18 protein-coding genes and 1 pseudogene are annotated in these 22,342 nt (G+C 65.1%); 9 read left to right on the top strand and 10 right to left on the bottom strand.

Features of this window, described 5'->3' with window-relative positions; translation table 11 throughout:
• Positions 1-12 precede the first annotated feature (12 nt).
• Genes uvrC through whiA form a run of 4 tightly spaced genes read left to right on the top strand, consistent with a single transcriptional unit; the run spans position 13 to position 5,010 of the window.
• Positions 13-2,067: an excinuclease ABC subunit UvrC gene (gene uvrC, locus ADBZ9O_RS20560; RefSeq protein ID WP_526524775.1), complete on the top strand. Its 2,055-nt coding sequence runs from the start codon at positions 13-15 to the stop codon at positions 2,065-2,067.
• On the top strand, positions 2,064-2,993 hold the full coding sequence (gene rapZ, locus ADBZ9O_RS20555) for an RNase adapter RapZ (protein ID WP_526524774.1): 930 nt from the start codon (positions 2,064-2,066) through the stop codon (positions 2,991-2,993). Before uvrC ends, rapZ begins: the two co-directional genes overlap by 4 nt.
• A 20-nt stretch (positions 2,994-3,013) precedes the next feature.
• Positions 3,014-4,036, top strand: a complete 1,023-nt coding sequence (yvcK, locus tag ADBZ9O_RS20550) for a uridine diphosphate-N-acetylglucosamine-binding protein YvcK (RefSeq protein ID WP_526533338.1) — start codon at positions 3,014-3,016, stop codon at positions 4,034-4,036.
• On the top strand, positions 4,027-5,010 hold the full coding sequence (whiA, locus tag ADBZ9O_RS20545; protein WP_526524773.1) for a DNA-binding protein WhiA: 984 nt from the start codon (positions 4,027-4,029) through the stop codon (positions 5,008-5,010). The genes yvcK and whiA overlap by 10 nt, the downstream gene beginning before the upstream one ends.
• Positions 5,011-5,040: 30 nt before the next feature.
• On the opposite strand, the gene ligD is transcribed toward whiA, so the two are convergent.
• Entirely contained in the window at positions 5,041-5,946 is a 906-nt protein-coding gene (gene ligD, locus ADBZ9O_RS20540; RefSeq protein WP_526524772.1) for a non-homologous end-joining DNA ligase, read from the bottom strand.
• Positions 5,947-6,103: 157 nt separating this feature from the next.
• Between ligD and gap the strand changes: the two genes are divergently transcribed.
• From gap to ppc, 5 genes are all read left to right on the top strand, one after another.
• Complete coding sequence (gap, locus tag ADBZ9O_RS20535; RefSeq protein WP_526524771.1) at positions 6,104-7,126, top strand: type I glyceraldehyde-3-phosphate dehydrogenase; 1,023 nt, start codon at positions 6,104-6,106, stop codon at positions 7,124-7,126.
• 2 nt (positions 7,127-7,128) lie between these two features.
• Positions 7,129-8,352: a phosphoglycerate kinase gene (locus ADBZ9O_RS20530; protein ID WP_526524770.1), complete on the top strand. Its 1,224-nt coding sequence runs from the start codon at positions 7,129-7,131 to the stop codon at positions 8,350-8,352.
• 14 nt (positions 8,353-8,366) lie between these two features.
• Positions 8,367-9,152 carry a triose-phosphate isomerase gene (gene tpiA / locus ADBZ9O_RS20525; protein WP_526524769.1) on the top strand — a complete coding sequence of 262 codons (786 nt, stop codon included), beginning with the start codon at positions 8,367-8,369 and terminating at the stop codon, positions 9,150-9,152.
• Between the two features lie 30 nt (positions 9,153-9,182).
• Positions 9,183-9,416, top strand: a complete 234-nt coding sequence (gene secG, locus ADBZ9O_RS20520; RefSeq protein WP_526524768.1) for a preprotein translocase subunit SecG — start codon at positions 9,183-9,185, stop codon at positions 9,414-9,416.
• 217 nt (positions 9,417-9,633) lie between these two features.
• Positions 9,634-12,453, top strand: a complete 2,820-nt coding sequence (gene ppc, locus ADBZ9O_RS20515) for a phosphoenolpyruvate carboxylase (RefSeq protein WP_526524767.1) — start codon at positions 9,634-9,636, stop codon at positions 12,451-12,453.
• Here ppc and ADBZ9O_RS20510 read toward each other — a convergent pair.
• The 9 genes and pseudogenes from ADBZ9O_RS20510 to tal form a co-directional block, all read right to left on the bottom strand.
• Complete coding sequence (locus ADBZ9O_RS20510) at positions 12,450-13,691, bottom strand: HNH endonuclease signature motif containing protein (RefSeq protein WP_526524766.1); 1,242 nt, start codon at positions 13,689-13,691, stop codon at positions 12,450-12,452. The two genes, ppc and ADBZ9O_RS20510, sit on opposite strands and share 4 nt — an antisense overlap.
• A gap of 103 nt (positions 13,692-13,794) precedes the next feature.
• Positions 13,795-15,008: pseudogene (locus tag ADBZ9O_RS20505) on the bottom strand (IS30 family transposase).
• Between the two features lie 103 nt (positions 15,009-15,111).
• Positions 15,112-16,395, bottom strand: a complete 1,284-nt coding sequence (locus ADBZ9O_RS20500; RefSeq protein WP_526524765.1) for a cytochrome P450 — start codon at positions 16,393-16,395, stop codon at positions 15,112-15,114.
• 3 nt (positions 16,396-16,398) lie between these two features.
• A complete protein-coding gene (locus tag ADBZ9O_RS20495) occupies positions 16,399-16,776 on the bottom strand; it encodes an ATPase (RefSeq protein WP_526524764.1) in 378 nt (125 codons plus the stop codon).
• Positions 16,777-16,807: 31 nt separating this feature from the next.
• A complete protein-coding gene (locus ADBZ9O_RS20490) occupies positions 16,808-17,950 on the bottom strand; it encodes an LLM class flavin-dependent oxidoreductase (protein WP_526524763.1) in 1,143 nt (380 codons plus the stop codon).
• A 62-nt stretch (positions 17,951-18,012) separates the two neighbouring features.
• Positions 18,013-18,750, bottom strand: a complete 738-nt coding sequence (pgl, locus tag ADBZ9O_RS20485) for a 6-phosphogluconolactonase (RefSeq protein ID WP_526524762.1) — start codon at positions 18,748-18,750, stop codon at positions 18,013-18,015.
• Positions 18,747-19,658: a glucose-6-phosphate dehydrogenase assembly protein OpcA gene (gene opcA, locus ADBZ9O_RS20480; protein ID WP_526524761.1), complete on the bottom strand. Its 912-nt coding sequence runs from the start codon at positions 19,656-19,658 to the stop codon at positions 18,747-18,749. Before opcA ends, pgl begins: the two co-directional genes overlap by 4 nt.
• A complete protein-coding gene (gene zwf, locus ADBZ9O_RS20475; RefSeq protein WP_526524760.1) occupies positions 19,655-21,196 on the bottom strand; it encodes a glucose-6-phosphate dehydrogenase in 1,542 nt (513 codons plus the stop codon). The genes opcA and zwf overlap by 4 nt, the downstream gene beginning before the upstream one ends.
• On the bottom strand, positions 21,193-22,308 hold the full coding sequence (tal, locus tag ADBZ9O_RS20470) for a transaldolase (protein WP_526524759.1): 1,116 nt from the start codon (positions 22,306-22,308) through the stop codon (positions 21,193-21,195). The genes zwf and tal overlap by 4 nt, the downstream gene beginning before the upstream one ends.
• Between the last annotated feature and the right edge of the window lie 34 nt (positions 22,309-22,342).

Below are 22,342 nucleotides of genomic sequence, written 5' to 3'. Positions count from 1 at the left end.
TAATCTGGGAGCGTGCCCGATCCATCGACGTACCGGCCCGCGCCCGGGTCCATACCCGTGGAACCCGGCGTCTATCGGTTCAGGGACCCGCATGGCCGGGTCATCTACGTCGGGAAAGCCAAAAATCTCCGCAGCAGGCTGACGTCGTATTTCCAGGATCTGTCTGCTCTGCATCCGCGTACCAGGCAGATGGTGACCACCGCGGCCAAGGTCGAGTGGACCGTGGTCGGCACCGAGGTCGAGGCGCTGCAGCTCGAATACAACTGGATCAAGGAATTTGATCCTCGGTTCAACGTCCGCTATCGCGACGACAAGTCCTACCCGGTGCTGGCGGTCACGCTCAACGACGAATACCCCCGGTTGTTCGTCTACCGCGGCCCGCGTCGAAAAGGCGTGCGCTATTTTGGGCCGTACTCCCATGCATGGGCCATTCGCGAGACCCTCGACTTGTTGACCCGCGTCTTCCCGGCTCGCACCTGTTCGTCAGGAGTGTTCAAGCGGCACAGCCAGATCGACCGACCCTGCCTGCTCGGCTACATCGACAAATGTTCGGCGCCGTGTGTGGGGAGGGTCACCGCACAGGAACACCGCAAAATCGTCGAGGACTTCTGCGATTTCCTCTCGGGTAAGACCGACCGGTTCGCCCGCGAACTGGAACATCAGATGACCGATGCGGCCGAAGAACTCAACTTCGAGCGCGCGGCCCGGTTGCGAGATGACTTGGGCGCGCTTCGGCGGGCGTTGGAGAAGCAGACGGTCGTGCTCGGTGACGGAACCGACGCCGACGTGGTCGCTTTTGCCGACGATGATCTCGAAGCGGCGGTGCAGGTGTTCCACGTCCGTGGCGGTCGGGTCCGCGGACAGCGTGGCTGGATCGTCGAAAAGGCGGCCGATCCTGGTGATTCCGGTGAAGCTCAACTGGTCGAGCAGTTCATCACACAGTTCTACGGAGATCAGGCCGAATTTGGCGGTGCCGCCGACGACGGTGGGGACGAATCCACCAACCCGGTACCCCGGGAGGTGCTGGTGCCATCTTTGCCGCCCAACTCCGAGGAACTGGCCAGCTGGTTGGCCGGGCTGCGTGGCTCCCGGGTCGCCTTACGCGTGCCGCAGCGCGGCGACAAAAAGGCCCTTGCCGAGACGGTCTACCGCAACGCGCAGGAGGCCCTGCAGCAGCACAAGCTCCGCCGCGCCGGTGATTTCAACGCCAGATCTGCTGCGCTGCAGGGCATTCAGGATGCGCTTGGGCTAGCAGATGCCCCGCTTCGGATCGAATGTGTCGATATCAGCCACGTGCAAGGCACCGATGTCGTCGCTTCGCTGGTGGTCTTCGAAGATGGGCTGGCACGCAAATCGGACTATCGCCATTACGCCATCAAGGAGGCGGCCGGTGACGGAAAATCCGACGACGTGGGGTCCATCGCCGAGGTCACCCGACGCCGGTTCTGGCGACACGTGCAGGACCGCGAACATCCCGAAGAGCTTGCCCCAGAAGGTAAGTCACGCAAATTTGCCTACCCGCCCAACCTCTACGTCGTGGACGGCGGCGCACCTCAGGTCAACGCCGCGGCCGCGGTCCTGGAAGAGCTGGGGGTGACCGATGTCGCCGTGATCGGGCTGGCCAAGCGACTCGAAGAGGTGTGGGTCCCTGGCGAGCCGGACCCGGTGATCATGCCGCGCAACAGCGAGGGCCTTTATCTGCTGCAACGGGTGCGCGATGAGGCCCATCGATTCGCCATCACCTACCACCGCAGCAAGCGGTCGAAACGGATGACTGCCTCCGCGCTGGATTCGGTACCGGGTCTCGGTGAGCATCGACGTAAGGCACTGGTCACGCATTTCGGGTCGGTCGCCCGACTCAAGCAGGCAACGGTCGAGGAGATCACCGCAGTACCAGGTATCGGCGTGGCCACCGCGGCGGCAGTGCTGACCGCACTCGGTTCAGCACCGGAGCCGCCGCAGAATGGTGAAGCTCAGCCGGCCGAGAATGGTCGGGAATTGGTGGTATCGGCCCCACAGGCGACCGAGGTACGCGATGATGATGTTGCCGAACGGGCATCGGGATGACAGACAACACAGGCGAAGTGACGCAGGATAGTGACTCGGGCGATACCGGCGCCGACACCGACCCGGGTATCGATGTGGTTCTGGTTACCGGGCTTTCCGGCGCGGGCCGCGGCACCGCCGCGAAGGTGCTCGAGGACCTCGGCTGGTATGTCGCCGACAACCTGCCGCCCGAATTGATCACCAGGATGGTCGATCTGGGCTTGGCGGCCGGATCCCGTATCACCCAGCTCGCGGTCGTCATGGATGCTCGTTCCAAGGGTTTCACCGGCGATCTTGACTCGGTGCGGATGGAACTGGCCACCCGCGGTATTGCGCCGCAGGTGCTGTTTCTTGAGGCCTCCGACGACATCCTGGTGCGGCGTTACGAACAGAACCGGCGCAGCCATCCACTGCAGGCCGGTCTGACACTGGCAGAAGGTATCGCTGCCGAGCGGGTGATGTTGGCACCGGTGCGGGCCGTCGCCGATCTGGTGATCGACACGTCCAGCCTGCCGGTCCCGGCGCTGCGGGCCAGTATTGAGCAGGCGTTCGGCAGCGAGACCGTCGCCGAAACCAGCGTGACGGTGGAGTCCTTCGGCTTCAAGTACGGGCTGCCGATGGACGCCGACATGGTGATGGACGTCCGGTTCCTGCCCAATCCGCACTGGGTCGACGACCTGCGTCCGCATACCGGTCAGCATCCTGCGGTCCGCGACTACGTGCTCGGTCAGCCGGGCGCGGAGAAGTTCCTCGACACGTACCACGATCTGCTGGGCCTGGTAATCGAAGGCTATCGCCGGGAAGGTAAGCGCTACATGACCGTCGCCATCGGGTGCACCGGCGGCAAGCACCGCAGTGTGGCAATCGCCGAAGCCCTTGCCGCGCGTCTGCAGACCAACGGTCGGCTGTCGGTGCGCGCGCTGCACCGGGATCTGGGCCGCGAGTGAGCCCTGCAGAAAGTTCACGCATCGTCGCATTGGGCGGTGGGCATGGCCTGTACGCCACACTGTCCGCAGCGCGGCGGCTTACGCCGCATGTGACGGCCGTGGTCACCGTCGCCGATGACGGCGGATCCTCGGGTCGCCTGCGCAGCGAGCTCGATGTGGTGCCACCGGGCGATCTTCGAATGGCCTTGGCGGCCTTGGCATCTGACAGTCCGCACGGCCGGCTGTGGGCCACCATCATCCAGCACAGATTCGGTGGCAGCGGTGCGCTGGCGGGTCATCCGATCGGCAACCTGATCCTGGCCGGGCTCAACGAAGTGTTGGCCGATCCGGTGGCCGCCCTTGACGAACTGGGCCGGATCCTCGGTGTCAAGGGCCGGGTGTTGCCGATGTGCCCGATCGCCCTGGAAATCGAAGCCGATGTGGCCGGACTGGAATCCGACCCCAGGATGAGCCGGGTGATTCGCGGTCAGGTGGCCATCGCGTCCACGCCGGGCAAGGTACGCCGGGTCCGGCTGCTCCCCGGTAATCCACCTGCCACCCGACAGGCCGTGGACGCAATCATGGCCGCCGATCTGGTGGTGCTCGGACCGGGGTCGTGGTTCACCAGTGTCATTCCGCACGTGTTGGTGCCGGAGCTCGTTTCGGCGCTGAATGCGACGACCGCGCGCCGGGCGCTGGTGCTGAACCTGGCAGCGGAACCGGGGGAGACGGCGGACTTCTCCGCCGAACGGCACCTGCATGTGCTCGCCGCGCATGCGCCCGAATTCACCGTGCACGAGATTATTGTTGACGCCGCGCGGGTATCCGGCGGTCGCGAACGCGAACAGCTTCAGCGGACGGCAAGCATGCTCGATGCTCAAGTTCAGTTTGCTGACGTGTCCAGACCTGGTACACCTTTACATGATCCGGCGAAATTGGCGGCGGCACTTGAAGCAGTGCGCGTCCGGGGGGCCGTGCCGGGAGCATCTGATGCGCCGACGGCAGCCCCTGGCGTGGATGGACCGAGTCTGAGTGGACCGAGAGGTGACGATCCGTGGCGATGACGGCTGAGGTGAAGGACGAACTGAGCCGGCTGGTAGTCAACTCGGTGAGCGCCCGGCGCGCGGAGGTCGCGTCACTGCTGCGATTCGCCGGCGGCCTGCACATCGTGTCCGGCCGGGTGGTGGTGGAAGCCGAAGTCGATCTCGGCATCATCGCGCGGCGGCTGCGCAAAGATATTTTCGATCTCTACGGATACAACGCCGTCGTGCATGTGTTGTCTGCCAGCGGGATCCGCAAGAGCACGCGATACGTCGTGCGGGTGGCCAAGGACGGGGAGGCGCTGGCCCGTCAGACCGGGCTGCTCGATCTGCGGGGACGGCCCGTACGCGGATTGCCGGCCCAGGTGGTCGGCGGCAGCGTCGGCGACGCCGAGGCTGCGTGGCGCGGTGCGTTCCTGGCCCACGGGTCGTTGACCGAACCGGGTCGTTCTTCGGCGCTGGAGGTCAGTTGCCCTGGACCGGAGGCCGCGCTTGCCCTGGTCGGTGCCGCCCGCAGGCTCGGGGTCAGCGCCAAAGCCAGAGAAGTGCGCGGAGCCGACCGGGTGGTCGTCCGCGATGGCGAAGCCATCGGAGCGCTGCTGACCCGGATGGGTGCGCAAGACACCAGGTTGACCTGGGAAGAGCGCCGGATGCGCCGCGAGGTCCGGGCCACCGCCAACCGTCTGGCCAATTTTGACGACGCCAACCTACGCCGGTCAGCGCGGGCGGCGGTCGCCGCGGCGGCCCGGGTGGAGCGGGCGTTGCACATCCTCGGTGACACCGTGCCCGACCATCTGTCGGCAGCAGGCCGGCTTCGCGTTGAACACCGGCAGGCCTCGCTGGAAGAGCTTGGTCGCCTCGCCGAGCCGCCGATGACGAAAGATGCTGTGGCAGGCCGAATCCGGCGGCTACTGTCGATGGCCGACCGCAAGGCCAAACAGGATGGAATCCCCGATACGGAGTCGGCCGTCACAGCCGAACTGCTCGAGGACACCTAACCCCGGCGCACGCTGCGCCAGTGCGAGATCTCAGCGCAGGCGTGCCAACTTTTCACTGGCCTTGGTCAAGCCGTGGGCGCGCCGGCGAATACCGTTCCATGGGTCGCCTCGCGTCGAGAGTCGTCGGCGCAGGTTCGTGATCGTGTACTCACCCGGCTCCAGACGGTCCAACTCGTACCACTCCATCGGAGTGGACACCGGACCGCCGGGCCGAGCCCGGACCGCGTACGGGGGTACCAGCGTCTGACCGAAACTGTTGCGGATGACGTCGATGTACACCCGGTTACCGCGACTGTTCGTGCGGTGCTCGGTTGTCAGCAGGTCTGGTGCTCGGCGGGTCAACTGTTCGGCCACCGCAAGGGCGAAAGCCCGAGTGTCGTCGAATACCGACTGCGGCCGTAGCGGCACGACCACGTGGTAACCGCGGGAACCGGATGATTTCAGATACGAGGTCAGGCCGATCTCGTCGAGCAGTTCACCGGTCATCTTGGTGGCCCGCCGCAGCATGGCCAGATCGTCGACCGACGGGTCCAGATCGAAGACCAGCTGGTCGGGACGATCAAGGGCGCGGGTCCGGCTGAGCCACGTATGCGGCGTGATGCATCCTTGATTGGCCAGGTAGACAAGCGATCGGGCATTGCTGATGGTCACTTGGGACTGCGGGCCATCGGCGGTGTGCACCTCGGCGGTGTCCATCCAGTCAGGGAAGTGCGACGGCACTTTCTTCTCGTAAAAGCCGCCGTTGTCGATGCCGTCGGGGAACCGCTGCATGCTGATCGGTCGGTCCGTGAGGTGCGGGAGCATCACCGAAGCGACCGACGCGTAGTACTCGGCGAGATCGCGTTTCGTCAGCCCCGCGCCGCTGTTCGAGCTGGCATCACTGTCCGGGAACAGCACTTTATCGGGATTGCAGATGTCGATTTGCGCGACTAACACCCGCCCGGGGTACCCCACCGAGCGCGAAGTAATCCTTCACCGCACGTTGGGATTGTTCATCAACCAGCCCGCGCGACGCCGATGGCAGGACACTAGGCTGGTTGACGAGCAGTTACATCATGCGAATTGGCATGCGAAATCAGAGGGAGAGAGACAAGTGACGATCCGGGTAGGCGTTAACGGTTTCGGCCGTATCGGGCGCAACTTCTTCAGGGCATTGGACGCGCAGAAGGCCCTCGGCAAGAACGCCGATATCGAGATTGTCGCGGTCAACGACCTGACGGACAACGCCACACTGGCGCACCTGCTGAAGTTCGATTCGATCCTGGGTCGGCTGCCCTACGACGTCAGCCTCGAGGGCGACGACGTCATCGTCGTGGGCGACACCAAGATCAAGGCCCTCGAGGTCAAGGCCGGCCCGTCGGAGCTGCCCTGGGGTGATTTAGGGGTCGATGTCGTCGTTGAATCGACCGGCATCTTCACCAACGCCGCCAAGGCGAAGGGACACCTGGACGCGGGCGCCAAGAAGGTCATCATCTCCGCCCCGGCCACCGACCCCGACATCACCATCGTGATCGGCGTCAATGACGACAAGTACGACGGCAGCCAGAACATCATCTCCAACGCCTCCTGCACCACGAACTGCCTGGGCCCGCTGGTCAAGGTCCTCAACGACGAGTTCGGCATCGTCAAGGGCCTGATGACCACCATCCACGCCTACACCCAGGACCAGAACCTGCAGGACGGCCCGCACAGCGATCTGCGCCGCGCCCGCGCCGCTGCGCTGAACATCGTGCCCACCTCGACTGGCGCCGCCAAGGCCATCGGCCTGGTCATGCCTGAGCTCAAGGGCAAGCTTGACGGTTACGCGCTGCGGGTGCCGATCCCCACCGGCTCGGTGACCGACCTGACTGTGGAACTGGCCAAGGCCGGAACCGCCGACGAGATCAACGCCGCGCTCAAGGCCGCGGCCGAGGGCAAGCTCAAGGGCATCCTCAAGTACTACGACGCGCCGATCGTGTCGAGCGACATCGTCACCGATCCGCACAGCTCGATCTTCGACTCGGGCCTGACCAAGGTCATCGACAACCAGGCCAAGGTCGTCTCCTGGTATGACAACGAGTGGGGCTACTCCAACCGCCTCGTGGATCTGGTTGCGCTGGTCGGTAAGTCGCTCTAGCCATGGCAGTTCCGACACTGGCAGAACTGCTCGCCGAGGGGGTGGAAGGTCGGGGCGTCCTGGTGCGCTCCGATCTGAACGTCCCCCTCGACGATGCGGGCAAGATCACTGACCCCGGCCGCATCATCGCATCGGTGCCCACGCTGAAGGCGCTTTCGGATGCCGGCGCCAAAGTCGTGGTCACCGCGCACCTTGGCCGGCCCAAGGGCGGCCCGGAACCGAAATACTCCCTGGCTCCGGTCGCCGCCGCGCTCGGCGAAGCGCTGGGCCGGCATGTCCAGCTGGCCGGTGACGTCGTCGGCACCGACGCGCTCGCGCGCGCCGAGGGCCTCACCGACGGCGACATCCTGCTGCTGGAGAACATCCGGTTCGACCCCCGCGAGACGTCGAAAGACGACGCGGAACGGTTGGCGCTGGCGAAGGCGCTGAGTGAACTGGTCCGGTCCGCAGACGGAGGGGCCGGGGCGTTCGTCTCGGACGGCTTTGGTGTGGTGCACCGCAAACAGGCGTCGGTCTACGACGTCGCCACCCTGCTGCCGCATTACGCGGGCACCTTGGTGGCGGCCGAGGTCGAGGTCTTGGCGCAGCTGACCAGTTCCACTGAACGGCCTTACGCGGTGGTGCTCGGTGGGTCCAAGGTGTCCGACAAGCTGGCGGTCATCGAGAACCTGGCCACCAAGGCCGACAGTCTGATCATCGGCGGCGGCATGTGCTTCACCTTCCTTGCCGCCCAAGGGTTTTCGGTCGGCTCATCGCTGTGCCAGGAAGAGATGATCGACACCTGCCGCACCCTGCTGGAGACCTACGGCGACGTCATCCACCTGCCGGTGGATATCGTCGTGGCCGAGAAGTTCGCCGCAGATTCGCCACCGGAAACGGTCTCGGCGGGCAAGATCCCCGACGGCTGGATGGGGCTGGATATCGGCCCCGAGTCGGTCAAGCGGTTTTCGGCGTTGCTGTCGAATGCCAAGACGGTGTTCTGGAACGGCCCGATGGGTGTCTTCGAGTTCCCCGCGTACGCCGCGGGCACGAAGGGTGTCGCCGAGGCGATCATCGGGGCAACGGCCAAGGGCGCGTTCAGCGTCGTCGGCGGAGGTGATTCCGCGGCCGCGGTCCGGCAGCTGGGGCTCCCGGATGAGGGTTTCTCGCACATCTCGACCGGCGGCGGCGCCTCACTGGAATACCTTGAGGGCAAGACGCTGCCCGGCATCCAAATACTGCAGTAGCACCTAGGAGTTCCGTGTCACGTAAGCCGCTGATCGCGGGCAACTGGAAGATGAACCTCAACCATTTCGAGGCCATCGCTCTGGTGCAGAAGATCGCATTCTCGTTGCCCGACAAGTACTTCGACAAGGTCGACGTCACCGTCATCCCGCCGTTCACCGATCTGCGCAGCGTGCAGACGCTCGTCGACGGCGACAAGCTGCGCCTGACCTACGGCGCCCAGGATGTCTCGCAGTTCGACTCCGGTGCCTATACCGGCGAGATCAGCGGCACGTTCCTGGCCAAGTTGGGCTGTACGTTCGCCGTCGTCGGGCACTCCGAGCGCCGCACCTATCACCACGAGGATGACGCGCTGGTCGCCGCGAAAGCGGCGGCCGCGCTCAAGCATGGCCTGACGCCGATCATCTGCATCGGCGAAGGCTTGGACATCCGCGAGGCGGGCGAGCATGTGGCCTACAACGTCAACCAGCTCAAGGGCTCGTTGGCCGGGTTGTCCGCCGAACAGATCGGTGCAAGCGTCATCGCCTACGAGCCGGTCTGGGCGATCGGCACCGGGCGGGTGGCCAGCGCCGCCGACGCGCAGGAAGTCTGCGCGGCGATCAGGGCCGAACTCGGCCAGCTGGCGACCCCCGCCATCGCCGATACGGTCCGCGTTCTCTATGGCGGTTCGGTCAGCGCCAAGAACGTCGGCGAAATTGTCGGGCAGAAAGATGTCGACGGCGCTCTGGTCGGCGGCGCCTCGCTCGATGGCGAGCAGTTCGCCATTCTCTCCGCAATCGCCGCAGGTGGGCCGATTCCGTAACAGGCGGTCCCGGCCTGTAGTCTTGCGGCCATGGAATTGGCTTTGGACATCATGCTGATCGTCACCAGCGTGCTGCTGATGTTGTTGGTGCTGCTGCACCGTGCCAAAGGTGGCGGCCTGTCCACGCTGTTCGGTGGCGGTGTCCAGTCCAGCCTGTCCGGGTCGACCGTGGTGGAGAAAAACCTCGACCGCCTCACGCTGTTCGTGGTCGGTATCTGGTTGGTGTCGATCGTCGGCGTCGGCCTGCAGATCAAATACGCCTGACCCGCATCGAACCGTGAAATAGGCGGCCTTACCGTTGGTGAGGCTGCCGAGTTCGTTTTCCAGCCGCCACGATAGGCGTACTTGTCGTCGACCGGGATCGCCGACGCTCATGGCTGCGCGAGATCGATGGTGTTGACGGTGTTTCTGTCACGTCACCGGCACTGCCGCAGCGGCCCTCGCACTGCGACAGATTCAGGGTGCGTCGATACTTGATCCCATGGCAGACCTTTCCGATACGCGTTCCGACACCGCCCTGGAACCGATCGGTGCCGTCCGTCGCACCCAGGTCGGTCGCGAGGCGACCGAACCGATGCGCGAGGACATCCGGTTGCTCGGCGCGATACTCGGCGACACTGTCCGCGAACAGAACGGCGACGAGATCTTCGATCTGGTCGAGCGGGCCCGCGTCGAGTCGTTTCGGGTCCGGCGCTCGGAGATCGACCGATCCGAGCTGGCGGCGCTGTTCGACGGTATCGGCACCAAGCGGGCGATCCCTGTTATCCGGGCCTTCACGCATTTCGCGCTCCTGGCCAATGTCGCCGAGGACATCCACCGGGAACGCCGGCGTGCCATTCACGTCGCCGAGGGGGAGCCGCCGCAGCACAGCAGCCTGGCCGCCACCTACCTCAAACTCGATGCGGCCGATCTGGACTCCGCAACGGTCGCCGATGCGTTGACCGGCGCCCTCGTCTCGCCTGTCATCACCGCACACCCGACCGAAACCCGTCGGCGCACCGTGTTCGACACCCAGCACCGGATCACCCAGTTGATGCGGTTGCGGGCCAAGGGACATCACCACACCGACGACGGCGCCGACATCGAACACGAACTGCGACGGCAGATCCTGATGCTCTGGCAGACGGCGCTGATCCGGTTGTCGCGGTTGAAGATCCAAGACGAAATCGAGACCGGCCTGAGGTACTACCCGGCCGCGTTCTTCGAGGTTATCCCTCAGGTCAATGCCGAGGTCCGGGAAGCGCTGCGGGCTCGCTGGCCCGACGCCGATCTACTGCCGGAGCCCATCCTGCGGCCCGGATCATGGATAGGTGGAGACCGCGACGGCAACCCGAATGTCACCGGCGAGGTGGTGCGCCTGGCCACCGGAAGCGCGGCGTACACCGCGTTTGCGCAGTACTTCATCGAGCTGACCGCGCTGGAAGAAGAGCTGTCCATGTCGGCCCGTCTGGTCACCGTCAGCGATGAACTGGCCGCGCTGGCGGATTTGTGCCAGGAACCGGCACGGGCGGACGAGCCGTACCGGCGTGTGCTGCGCGCGATCCACGGCAGGCTGACCGCGACAGCGGGCGCGATCCTCGACCGTCAGCCCGAGTATCAGCTTGACCTCGGGATGGACCGCTACCACGCGCCCGAGGAGTTCGAAGCCGACCTGGCCTGCGTCGATGCGTCGTTGCGCGGTAACGGCAGCGCGCTCCTGGCCGATGACCGGCTGGCCCGGCTGCGAGAAGCGGTGCATGTCTTCGGATTTCACCTGTCTGGGCTGGATATGCGGCAGAACTCCGATATCCACGAGGAGGTGGTGGCCGAGCTGCTGGCTTGGGCCGGTGTGCACGACGACTATGCGTCGCTGCCCGAGCAGGAACGTATCGATCTGCTCGTCACCGAGTTGAGCACCCGCCGACCGCTGATCGGTGACGGTGCCGAGCTGTCCGAGCTGGCCACCAAGGAGCTTGGCATCGTGCGCGCCGCCGCCCGCGCGGTCGAGGTCTTCGGCCCCAACGCCGTGCCGAACTACATCATCTCCATGTGCCAGTCGGTATCGGACATGCTCGAAGCGGCGCTGCTGCTCAAAGAGGCGGGGCTGCTCTCCGTGGTTGGGGGCGCCTCCGGTGCCTCCCCGTACTGCCCGGTGGGCATCGTGCCGCTGTTCGAAACGATCGACGACCTGCAACGCGGCGCGTCCATCATGGAGGCGCTGTTGAGCCTTCCGCTCTATCGCGACCTGGTTCATGCCCGTGGTGAGAGCCAGGAAATCATGCTCGGCTACTCCGACTCGAACAAGGACGGCGGCTACCTCGCGGCCAACTGGGCGCTATACCGGGCCGAGTTGGATCTCGTCGAGATGGCCAGCACCACCGGTATCCGGATGCGGCTGTTCCACGGCCGCGGTGGCACCGTCGGCCGCGGCGGCGGACCCAGCTATGACGCCATCCTGGCCCAGCCGCCGGGGGCGGTGAAGGGGTCGCTGCGCATCACCGAACAGGGTGAGGTGATTGCCGCCAAATATGCCGAGCCACGGATCGCGCACCGCAACCTGGAGACGCTGCTGGCCGCCACCCTGGAGTCGACCCTGCTCGATACCGAAGGCCTCGGTGACCTCGCCGAAAGTGCGTACGAGGTGCTCGACGATCTCGCCGCCCGCGCCCAGCGGGCCTACGCCGAATTGGTGCACGAGACACCGGGTTTCGTCGAATATTTCAAAGCCTCGACACCGGTCAGCGAAATTGGCGCGCTGAATATCGGTAGCAGGCCGACCTCACGAAAACCCACCACCTCGATCTCGGATCTGCGCGCCATCCCGTGGGTGTTGGCCTGGAGTCAGTCACGGGTGATGCTGCCCGGTTGGTATGGCACCGGGACGGCGTTCGCGGACTGGGTGGCCGACGGGGAGGGCCGCCTCGAGGTGCTCCAAGAGCTCTACCGACGGTGGCCGTTTTTTGCCACGGTGCTCTCGAATATGGCGCAGGTGATGGCCAAATCCGATATGGGCCTGGCCGCGCGGTATGCGGAACTGGTGGAAGACGAGGCACTGCGCCGCCGGGTGTTCGACAAGATCCTGGCCGAACATGACCGCAGCATCGCCATGCTCAAACTCATCACCGGCCAGGACGATTTGCTCGCCGACAACCCGGCCCTGGCCCGTTCGGTGTTCAACCGCTTCCCGTATCTGGAGCCGCTGAATCACCTGCAGGTTGAACTGCTGCGCCGCTTCCGCTCCGGTGACGAAGACGAACTGGTGCAGCGGGGGATTCTCCTGACGATGAGCGGCTTGGCGACGGCGCTGCGCAACAGCGGCTAGCTGGTCGGGGGTGGTTGTGGTTGAAAGGGGGTGTACCACCACCATTGGGCGCGTTCGCCGGTCGGTCCGGAATAGGGTGGGACTTGTGGTGGGGGTGTGGTCGGTGGGTGGGCCAGGGATGCTGGGGTGAGGGGTTCGCCTTCGTTGTCGGTGACCAGTAGGCGGTGGGCGGGGCCGGTGATGGTGATGTCTCCGCGGTGATGCATCCGGTGGTGGAAGGGGCAGACCAGCACCAGATTGCCCAGGTCGGTGGGGCCGCCGTTTTCCCAGTGCCGGATGTGGTGGGCGTGCAAACCGCGGGTGGCCCCGCAGCCGGGCACCACGCAGCAGTGGTCGCGGTGTTCGAGTGCGCGGCGCAGTCGGCGGTTGACGGTGCGGGTGGACCGTCCGGCGCCGATGAGACGTCCGCGGCGTTCGAACCAGGCTTCGCAGGTGGCATCGCAGGTCAGGTATTGGCGTTCGTCGTCGGTGAGTAGCGGGCCCAGATGCAGGCCGGCGACACGCCGATCGAGGTCGAGGTGAACCACGACGGTTGTGCGTTGGCCCTGTGGCCGTCGGGTCGCCTCGGCGTCCCAGCCCGCATCGATTAGGTGGATGAACCCGTCGACGGCGTTCGGGAACGGCGGTGCCTGCTCTGCTGTGCTGTTGTCGTGGTCGTGTTTCCAGTCGGCGACCACGGCGTCTTGATGTGAGGCCAAGGCGGCATCGAACTTCGCTGCCTGCAGTTTCGAGAGCCGGATCCGCCAGGTGGTGTAGTCGTGTCGGTCGACGGTTTTGGTGACCGACGAGGACGGCGGTTCGGGTTCGGGTTCGGGTTTCGGTTCGAGCTTGACCGCAGTTCGCAACTGGTTGACGGTGGCGCTGGCGGCGAGTTGGGCGTAGTGCTCGTCGGATCCGGCGGAGGCCTGTTCGGCGATGACGCCGACTTGATCCAGTGAGTACCGGCCCGCTCGTAGGCCGTCTGCGCATTGGGGAAATTCGGTGAGCCGGTGCGCGATGGTGGCGATGGTTTCGGCGTTGCGTGGTGAGGTGCCGGTCTTCCAGGCGATGAGGGCGGGGATGGAACGCGCGCCAGTCATGCCGGCCAGGTCGTCGTGGTCGATCTCTGCGACGATGTCCACGATGCGGCCGTCGATCGCGTTGCGTTGCCCGGTCAGCTCCGCGAGCTGTTCGAACAACACCGCAAGGCGCTCCTTGGGACTGAGCTCAGTCACCAAAGGTGTTGCGGTCAAGGACATGACACCATCAAAGCAGACAGGTCCGACAATAACCGTCATCACGAGGCAACACCTCTGACCCGACGCCGACTGTGCGGTTCTCTCCCCATGATCAGCGGTGAATTCAGGCGGTGGATGCAACACCGGGTGGTTTGAACGGTTGTGAGAGTAATTCATCGAGGGCTTCTGCCGGTGTCTTCCAGCTCAGCGTCTTGCGAGGCCGGGTGTTGAGTTTGGTGGCGACGAAGTCGAGATAGTCAGCCGGAAACACCGACAGGTCAGTGCCTTTGGCGAAGTACTGACGCAGTAGTCCGTTGGTGTTTTCATTGCTTCCGCGTTGCCACGGGGAATGCGGGTCGCAGAAGTAGATGTCGATCGCGGCGGCTTCGGCGATGGCGAGGTGATTGGACAGTTCCTTGCCCTGATCCCAGGTCAGAGACCGGCGCAAATGCCCGGGGAGCTCGGTCATCTTCTCCACGATCGCTGCTTGGACTGCCTCAGCGCCGTGGTCGTTGGGTAGGTGTAGCAGCATGACGAAGCGGGTGGTGCGCTCGACGAGGGTGCCGATCGCGGACTTCGATCCCGTGCCGACGATCAGGTCTCCCTCCCAGTGACCGGGCACCGCCCGATCGGCAACTTCAGCGGGTCGCTCACTGATGTTGACCATGCCCGGAATCCGCCCCCGACGTTCTGCCACCTGGCGCTTGGGACGACGTACTGCCCGCCCGGTGCGTAGGCAACGGTGCAGTTCGCGACGCAACTGGCCGCGTCCCTGCACGTAGATCGACTGATAGATCGTCTCGGGTGACACCCACATCTCCGGCTCGTCGGGAAAGTCCAGCCGCAGCCGCACCGCGATCTGCTCGGGGCTGTGCTGCCGGTCCAACCGAGTCTGCACCTCCCCGCGCAACCGTTCATTGCCGGCCAGTCTGCCCAGCTTCGGCCGGCAGGCGCGGCGCTGACTACGAGCGTGAGCCGTGCTGGCCCGGTACCGAGGACGCCGCAGCGGCCCACCTCGCCACCGTGCCCCAAACCGATACTGCGGCCGGTAGTGGTTGCGCCCAGGAAGGCTGTTGCGCTTGATCTCACGCGAAATCGTCGACGGCGCCCGGCCCAGCCGAAGAGCAATATGGCGGACCGATTCCTGAGCCGCCACACCCAGTGAGATCTCCTCGCGTTCTTCAAAACTCAACCGCGGTCGCCGCCGTGGTCCACCATCGGGAAAACGTGGTTTCACACCACCAGAATCAGCAAACCAACGCCAGCCAGTGCCCGCCGACACGCCGACAGCAGTCCCAGCATCTGAAGGGGCCATCCCTTGCCCAACCAACTCCCCAAAAGCGCGGGTCGTACTCGACAGCGGCTGAGGACGCATCAACACTCCTAATTACGAAGTGTTGCAATCACCCCTTGAACCCAAGAGCTCATTGTCGACGGCTTCCTATCCAGTCGGCGAGTAGCTGATCGGGCACCTGCCTTCGGCGCGCGCGACGCCGCCGATCTGGGCGGGCACCGGTCGGGGATATACCGACCAGCCCGGCGTCATATCGTAGTGGCGGAAAAGATGGGTGACCGCAGTTGTCATCGCCGACAGCGAAAACGGTTGGGCCGGACAGGAATGGCGCCCGTGTCCGAACGCGGTGACCAGTAGGGGACTGGCCAGCGCCGAGGTGTCGCGCAGCCGATGTCCGGTCCACCGGTCCGGGTCCCAGGTGTCCAGGCCGGGTGCCGTCGTGGTGTTCAGCAGCGGCAGCAAGGTGGCGATGGTCCAGCCGGGTGGGACGTCGTAAACGGCGTCGCCCACATCCAGCCGCACCGGTGCGAGCACGGTCCGCGACATGATCGAACGTTGCGCGAGCCGGGTGCTCTCCAGAGCACACCGGCGCGCCAGGTCGTCGTCATCCAGGACGCGGTCGATGACCGCCGGGTGCTCCAGCAGGTCGACCATCGTCCAGCCAAGTGCGGCAGCAAGATTCGACATCGAAGCGATATGGATCAGGGCGATGTCGAATGCGATACCCCTGACCCTGTCGTCGGCCGGCGCATCGGCCCAGGCGGCAACGATCCGGCCGAACAACGTTCCGGACCCCGGCTCTGGTTGCCAGCGCTGCATGGCCGAGCCGACGATCTCGGTCACCTCATCGAGGGCAGCCCGCTCGGCGCGCTTTTCCGATGCGGCGACCGCGGCCATCGTGTCAGGGTGCACAAAGGCATCGGAACCGTCGAGGATATCGAATGCCCTTACCAAGCAGTCGAACTCGTCACCATCGGCACAACCGGGTCCGGCCCACGAAGCCAAGCCCATCCGGTGCCCGAGCCGCCGGGTCAGGTCGAAGGCGTCGACCGAACCGGTCGGCCCCAACTCGGCGACGGTCTGCTCCAGGGCCAGCCTCAGGTTCGCCAAATAGGTGGCCACATCGTCGCGCCGAAACAGGGTGCCCGGCAGGATACGTCGGCCGGTGAAGATGTCGTCGGGCAGCTTGCGACGCAGCATAGAAAAGTCGGCGACACCTTTGCTGGCCAGCTCCTCGGGCAGGGCGTAGAAGGACTCGACGCCGGTCGGGGAGAAGGTGAAGAGGTAGTTGTCACCGCCGCTGCGGATCGCGAAGGTGTCGCCGTGTTGACGCCGCGCGGATCCAATGGCGGCGACGGCGTCGCCGGTGACCTCGACATCCCACGGGAGCCCGGTGCCCTCGGCGAACGGCGGGGCAGGCTGAATCGTCATCCGCTAGATACCGGTGCGGCTCCGCACCGCATGCACGACTCCCCGCACCGCGGATTCGGTCGCCGAGATTGGCGAGACCACGGCTTCACCGACGTCGACTATGCGTTCCACCCGGTCCACGATCGCCTCCAGTCGATCCACCATCGCGATCAGGCGCGGAGCGAGCTCATCGATCTTGGTGATCGTCTCGTTGAACCGTTCCAGGGTGGCATCGAGGCTGTCGGTCGAACCGTTCAGGTCGATCAGCGTTTCCGTCAGACCGGTCAGCACGGTATCCACTTGACCTACGGTGACATCGGCGTTCAGCGCAGCCTGAGCAAGTGTCCTGAGTCGTTGCTGGGCCGGTCGTGTGCGCGGACGCTGGGCGTCACTATCTGCCATGGTTGCCAGTATGGGCGCCGCACTCGGGCAGTCACAGCTTTTTCAGCCCACGTAGGACTTTCATTGTCGAGGCGTTGGTCGCGAGGCTCTTGCGCAGGCTCGGTTGAAGGGTGCTGAGGTTGAGGACAGTTAGGTGGGTCACCCCGTGATCACGCCAGGCCGCGGCCTGGTCGATGATCTCGTCCGGTGTCCCGTTGAGCGACACCTCTCGAAGCAGGGTCGGCGGAACCCGCGCGGCGTAGTCCAGTACTGTCGGCAGGTCGAGATTCTGCGGGAGCAGGTCCTGCAGTCCGGAGAAGCCTTCGCCCAGCGGATGCTGTGCGCCGTGCCGAACCCACTCCGAGTCGGGGACGCATAGCGCCATCGATCGGACCGCAGGGGAGTCCAGCGCCTCATCGACGTCGTGTCTGCTGCGGCCGGTGACCATAGTCAGCCCGACGGCAGGCCGGATCGACAACGGATCTCGTCCGGCATCGGATGCTGCTCCGCGCACGATCTCCAGGCGTTCGGTGTAGTCCTGCGGGCGCATCACCGCGGCTGGGAACCAGGCGTCGGCGTGGCGTCCGGTGGCCCGCAACATTCGCGGACCGTGGGCGGCGACCCAGATCTCCGGCCACTTGCCTCGATAGGGCGGCAGCGTGAAGATCGCCTTGCGCAGCGGGAAGAATGGCGAATCGCGAGTGACCAAGTCGCCCTTGGAATTCCACAACGCGCGAATGGTAGCCAGAGCCTCCTCGAAACGTGCGACGGGTCTGGTCCAATCCACGCCGTACGGCTCGTTACCTTCACGCTCGCCGACGCCGATTCCGAGTATCGCGCGGCCGCGAGTGAGCAGATGCAACGTTGCCGCCGCCTGCGCGGTGACTGCAGGATTGCGGCGTCCGGTGTCGGTCACCGCCACCCCGAGTCGAAGTCGACCGAGCCGGTTCCAGCCGGCAATGCGACCCAGCATTGTCCAGGGTTCCAGAATGGCATCGAAATCCGGCGCCAGGCGCGCCACTCCGAGATACTCCGGAATGGCGATAGCGCGTGGCAGCAGATTGTTGAGATGATCAGGCAGCCAATACGTTTCGATACCTGCAGCGGCTGCCATCGTATAGCTGCTGCGCACTAGCGCAGTCGGCGAAAGGCGCGTATTTACCAGCTGCTCTAAATAACCAACCCCAAAAGACATGTGGACCCCCCGGACGCACGATGGGGTTCACTGTACGACGAAGGTACGCCCTGCGGAAGGGGTTAGAGTTTCGACGCCGCCGCGGTATCGAGTAACCACACCGTCTGCTCAATACCGGTGGCACCCGCTGCGGGCACGTCGACGGCGTCTGCGCCACCGATTGCCGCGGCCACGGCGTCGGCCTTCTCTGCTCCCGACACCACCAGCCACACCTCGCGTGAGCGGTTGACCGCGGGCAGGGTCAACGTGATCCGCCGCGGGGGCGGCTTTGGCGAATCCTCCACCCCGACGACCAACCGGGTCTTCTCCAGCACCGCGGGGGTCTGCGGGAACAGCGAGTTCACGTGACCCTCACCGCCCATCCCGAGCAGATGCACGTCGAAGGTCGGCGTCGGCTCACCGTCGGCGGCATTGGCGGCCAGCACGTTCTCATAAGCCAGCGCGGCGGCGTCCAGATCGGTGCCGAACTCGCCGTCGGAGGCCGCCATCGGGTGGATATTGCGGGCCGGAATGTCGATATGGTCGAGCAGCGCCTCGCGGGCCTGCTTCTCGTTGCGCTCGTCATCATCTGCCGGGACATAGCGTTCGTCGCCCCAGAACAGGTGCACCGCCGACCAATCGATCGCGGACCCGTGTTCGCCGACGTGTTTGAGCAGCTTCACACCGGTGCCGCCACCGGTCAGCACGATGTAGGCCTGACCCCTGGCATCAATCGCCGAGGTGATCGCCCCGATCAGGCGGTCACCGGCAGCGGCCACCAATTCGGTTGTATCTGAGTATTTCTCGACAACTTCACTCATGTGTACTGCACCTTGTCTATGCCTTGCAGGGCGGCCAGGTAGATCTCGTCGGCGTCGAGTCTGCGCATGTCCTCGGCCAGGCAGTCACGGGTTTCCCTGCGCGCCAACGGGAGTTTGGCGTCGGGCTTGGCTGTCCGGCTCAGCGTCGCGGTGACGCCGTGCTGCGGACGACTGAGGGTGATGGTCTCGTTGGCGCGGACCAGTTCAACCTTGAGATCGCCGACGGCGCGTTGGACCGGTCCGTCGATGTGGCTGGCCAGCCAGCCGGCCAGGATGTCCAGTGCCGGTTCCTCTTTGCGGCCGGATACCAGCGCCGACTGGATGGCCTCATGCGGGCCTTGATCGATGGCCGAGGTCAGCATCGCCCGCCAGTAGGTGATCCGGCTCCATGCCAAGTCGGTGTCACCGGGGGTATAGCCCTCCAGCCTGCTCTTGATGCAGGCCAGTGGATCGGTACCGAAGGTGGCATCGGTGATCCGGCGGATCGCCAACTGCCCCAACGGGTCCTGGGCCGGCACCCGCGGTGCGATATCGGGCCACCACGCCACCACGGGGGTGTCGGGCAGCAGGAACGGCGTCACGACGCTGCTGGCCTGCGCGGCCAGCGGCCCGGACAGCTTGAGCACCACCACCTCGCCGGCACCGGCGTCGTGGCCGACGCGGATCTGCGCGTCGAGTTTGGCCTCGGTGGCGTCGCGATCGGTGGGCAGCACGACGATGACCCGGCAGGGATGCTCTCGGCTGGCCGCGTTGGCGGCCTCGATCGACTCTTCGAGAACTGCTTCGCTATCGGGGGCGATGACCAAGGTGAGAACCCTGGCCATGGTGAATGCGCCACCCTCTTCGCGCAGACTCTCCAATTTCTTGTTGACCGCATTGGTGGTGGTTGCGGCGAGATCGACAATCATGGCCGCCGCCAATCCCGGCCGGTGCGGCGCAGCATCTCAAATGCCGAATCCGGACCCCAACCACCTGACTCGTACGGATCAGGTTTGCCGTGTGACTCCCAGTATTCCAGGGCGGGATCCAGTATCTTCCAGGACAATTCGACCTCCTGGTTCACCGGGAACAACGACGGCTCGCCGAGCAGTACGTCAAGGATGAGTCGCTCATAGGCTTCGGGGGAGTCTTCGGCAAAGGCCGACCCATAGGAGAAGTCCATGTTGACATCGCGAACCTCCATGGAATGTCCCGGCACCTTCGATCCGAACCGCAGCGTGATGCCTTCATCGGGCTGCACCCGGATCACCAGCGCGTTCTTGCCGAGTTCATCGGTCATGGTGGCGTCGAACGGCAGATGTGGCGCACGTTTGAACACCAGGGCGATCTCGGTCACCCTGCGGCCCAGACGTTTTCCGGTCCGCAGATAGAACGGCACCCCAGCCCAGCGGCGGGTGTCGACCTCCAAGGTGATGGCGGCGAAGGTTTCGGTGGTGGAGGTCTTCGAGAAGCCTTCCTCCTCGAGTAGCCCGACCACCTTCTCGCCACCCTGCCAACCGGCCGTGTACTGACCGCGAGAAGTGTTCTCGTCCAACGGTTCCGCGAGGCGGGTTGCCGAAAGGACCTTGATTTTCTCGGCCTGCAGTTCGGCGGGGCTGAAGCTGACCGGCTCTTCCATTGCCGTCAGCGCAAGCAACTGCGTCAGGTGGTTCTGGATGACGTCCCGCGCGGAACCGACCCCGTCGAAGTATCCGCCACGGCCACCGAGTCCGATGTCCTCGGCCATGGTGATTTGGACGTGGTCGACGTAGTGCGCATTCCAGATCGGGTCGAACAGCTGGTTGGCGAAGCGCAGCGCCAAGATGTTCTGCACGGTCTCCTTGCCCAGATAGTGGTCGATGCGAAACACCGACTCTTCCGGGAAAACGCTGTTGACCACCTTGTTGAGCGACTGTGCGCTCTCCAGGTCGTGCCCGAACGGCTTCTCGATCACGACCCGGCTCCAGCGGTCACCGTCGGGCCGGGCCAGGCCAGACCGGGACAGCTGCTCGCACACCACCGGAAAGGCATTCGGCGGAATGGACAGGTAGAACGCATGATTGCCGCCGGTGCCCCGTTCCTTGTCGAGCTTGTCCAGGGTGTCCGACAGCCGCGCGAAGGAATCGTCGTCGTCGAATGTGCCCTGCACGAACCGGATCCCTTCCGCCAGGCGGTCCCAGACCTCCTGACGGAACGGCGTGCGGGCATGCGCCTGCACGGCGTCGCGCACGATAGTGCCGAAATCCTCGTCCGCCCAGTCACGTCGGGCAAAACCGACCAGGGCGAACGTCGGCGGCAAAAGCCCGCGGTTGGCCAGGTCGTAGATGGCCGGCATCAGCTTCTTGGTCGCGAGATCGCCGGTGACGCCGAAGATCACCACCGCGCACGGGCCGGCGATCCGGGGCATGCGCTTATCGCGCTTATCCCGTAACGGGTTGACCCAATCGGCGGACGCGGTGTTGCTCATTTCTTTTCGTCGAGCTGCGCCTGCGTCGCGTCGAGCAGTTCCTTCCACGAGGCTTCGAACTTCTCGACGCCCTCGTCCTCGAGCACGATGAACACATCGGTCAGGTCGATACCGATGGCGTCCAGCTTGTCGAAGATTTCCTGGGACGCCGGGCCGGTGCCGGACAGGGTGTCACCGGTGACCACGCCGTGATCGGCGACGGCGTCCATCGTCTTCTCCGGCATGGTGTTGACGGTGTTGGGTCCGACCAGCTCGGTGACGTACAGCGTGTCCGAGTAATCGGGGTTCTTCACCCCGGTCGAGGCCCAGAGTGGCCGTTGCACGGGCGCACCCGCGGCCTTGAGGGCCTCGAAGCGTGCACCTCCGACGAAGACGTCCTCGTAGGCGGCGTAGGCAAGACGGGCGTTGGCGACACCGGCCTGACCGCGCAGGGCCAATGCCTCATCACCGCCGATCTTTTCCAGGCGCTTGTCGATCTCGGTGTCGACGCGGGAGACGAAGAACGACGCCACCGAATGAATCTTGGACAGGTCGTGCCCGGCTTCTTTGGCCTTCTCCAGCCCGGCGAGGTAAGCGTCCATGACCAGCTTGTGCCGCTCGACCGAGAAGATCAGGGTGACGTTGACGGAGATGCCCTCGGCGATGACCGCGGTGATCGCGGGCAGGCCCGCCTTGGTCGCGGGGATCTTGATCAGCACGTTGGGTCGGTCGACGATCTTCCACAGCTCGATGGCCTGCGCGATGGTCTTGTCGGTGTCGTGGGCCAGCCGCGGATCGACCTCGATGGAGACCCGGCCGTCGACACCGCCGGTCGACTTGAAGATCTCGGCGAACACGTCACAGGCATTGCGCACGTCATCGGTGGTGACCGTCCGGATGGTCGCGTCCACATCGGCACCGCGCTCGGCCAATTCCTTGACCTGGTCGTCGTAGGCGTTGCCCTTGGACAGTGCCGCCTGGAAGATCGACGGGTTGGTGGTCACCCCGACCACGCTCTTGGTATCGCGCAGTTCCACCAGGTTGCCGGACTGCAACCGGTCGCGGGACAGATCATCGAGCCATACCGAGACGCCTGCGGCGCTCAGGGCCGCCAGATTGGAATTCTGTGTCATTTCGCTTGCCTCATCCTCGTGGTTGTCTGTGAGA

Origin of the sequence: Mycobacterium sp. (assembly GCF_965229105.1) — a bacterium.
GTDB lineage: Bacteria > Actinomycetota > Actinomycetes > Mycobacteriales > Mycobacteriaceae > Mycobacterium.
The sequence above is the reverse complement of the archived record's forward strand: the minus strand, read 5'-3'. Positions and strand labels throughout refer to the sequence as shown.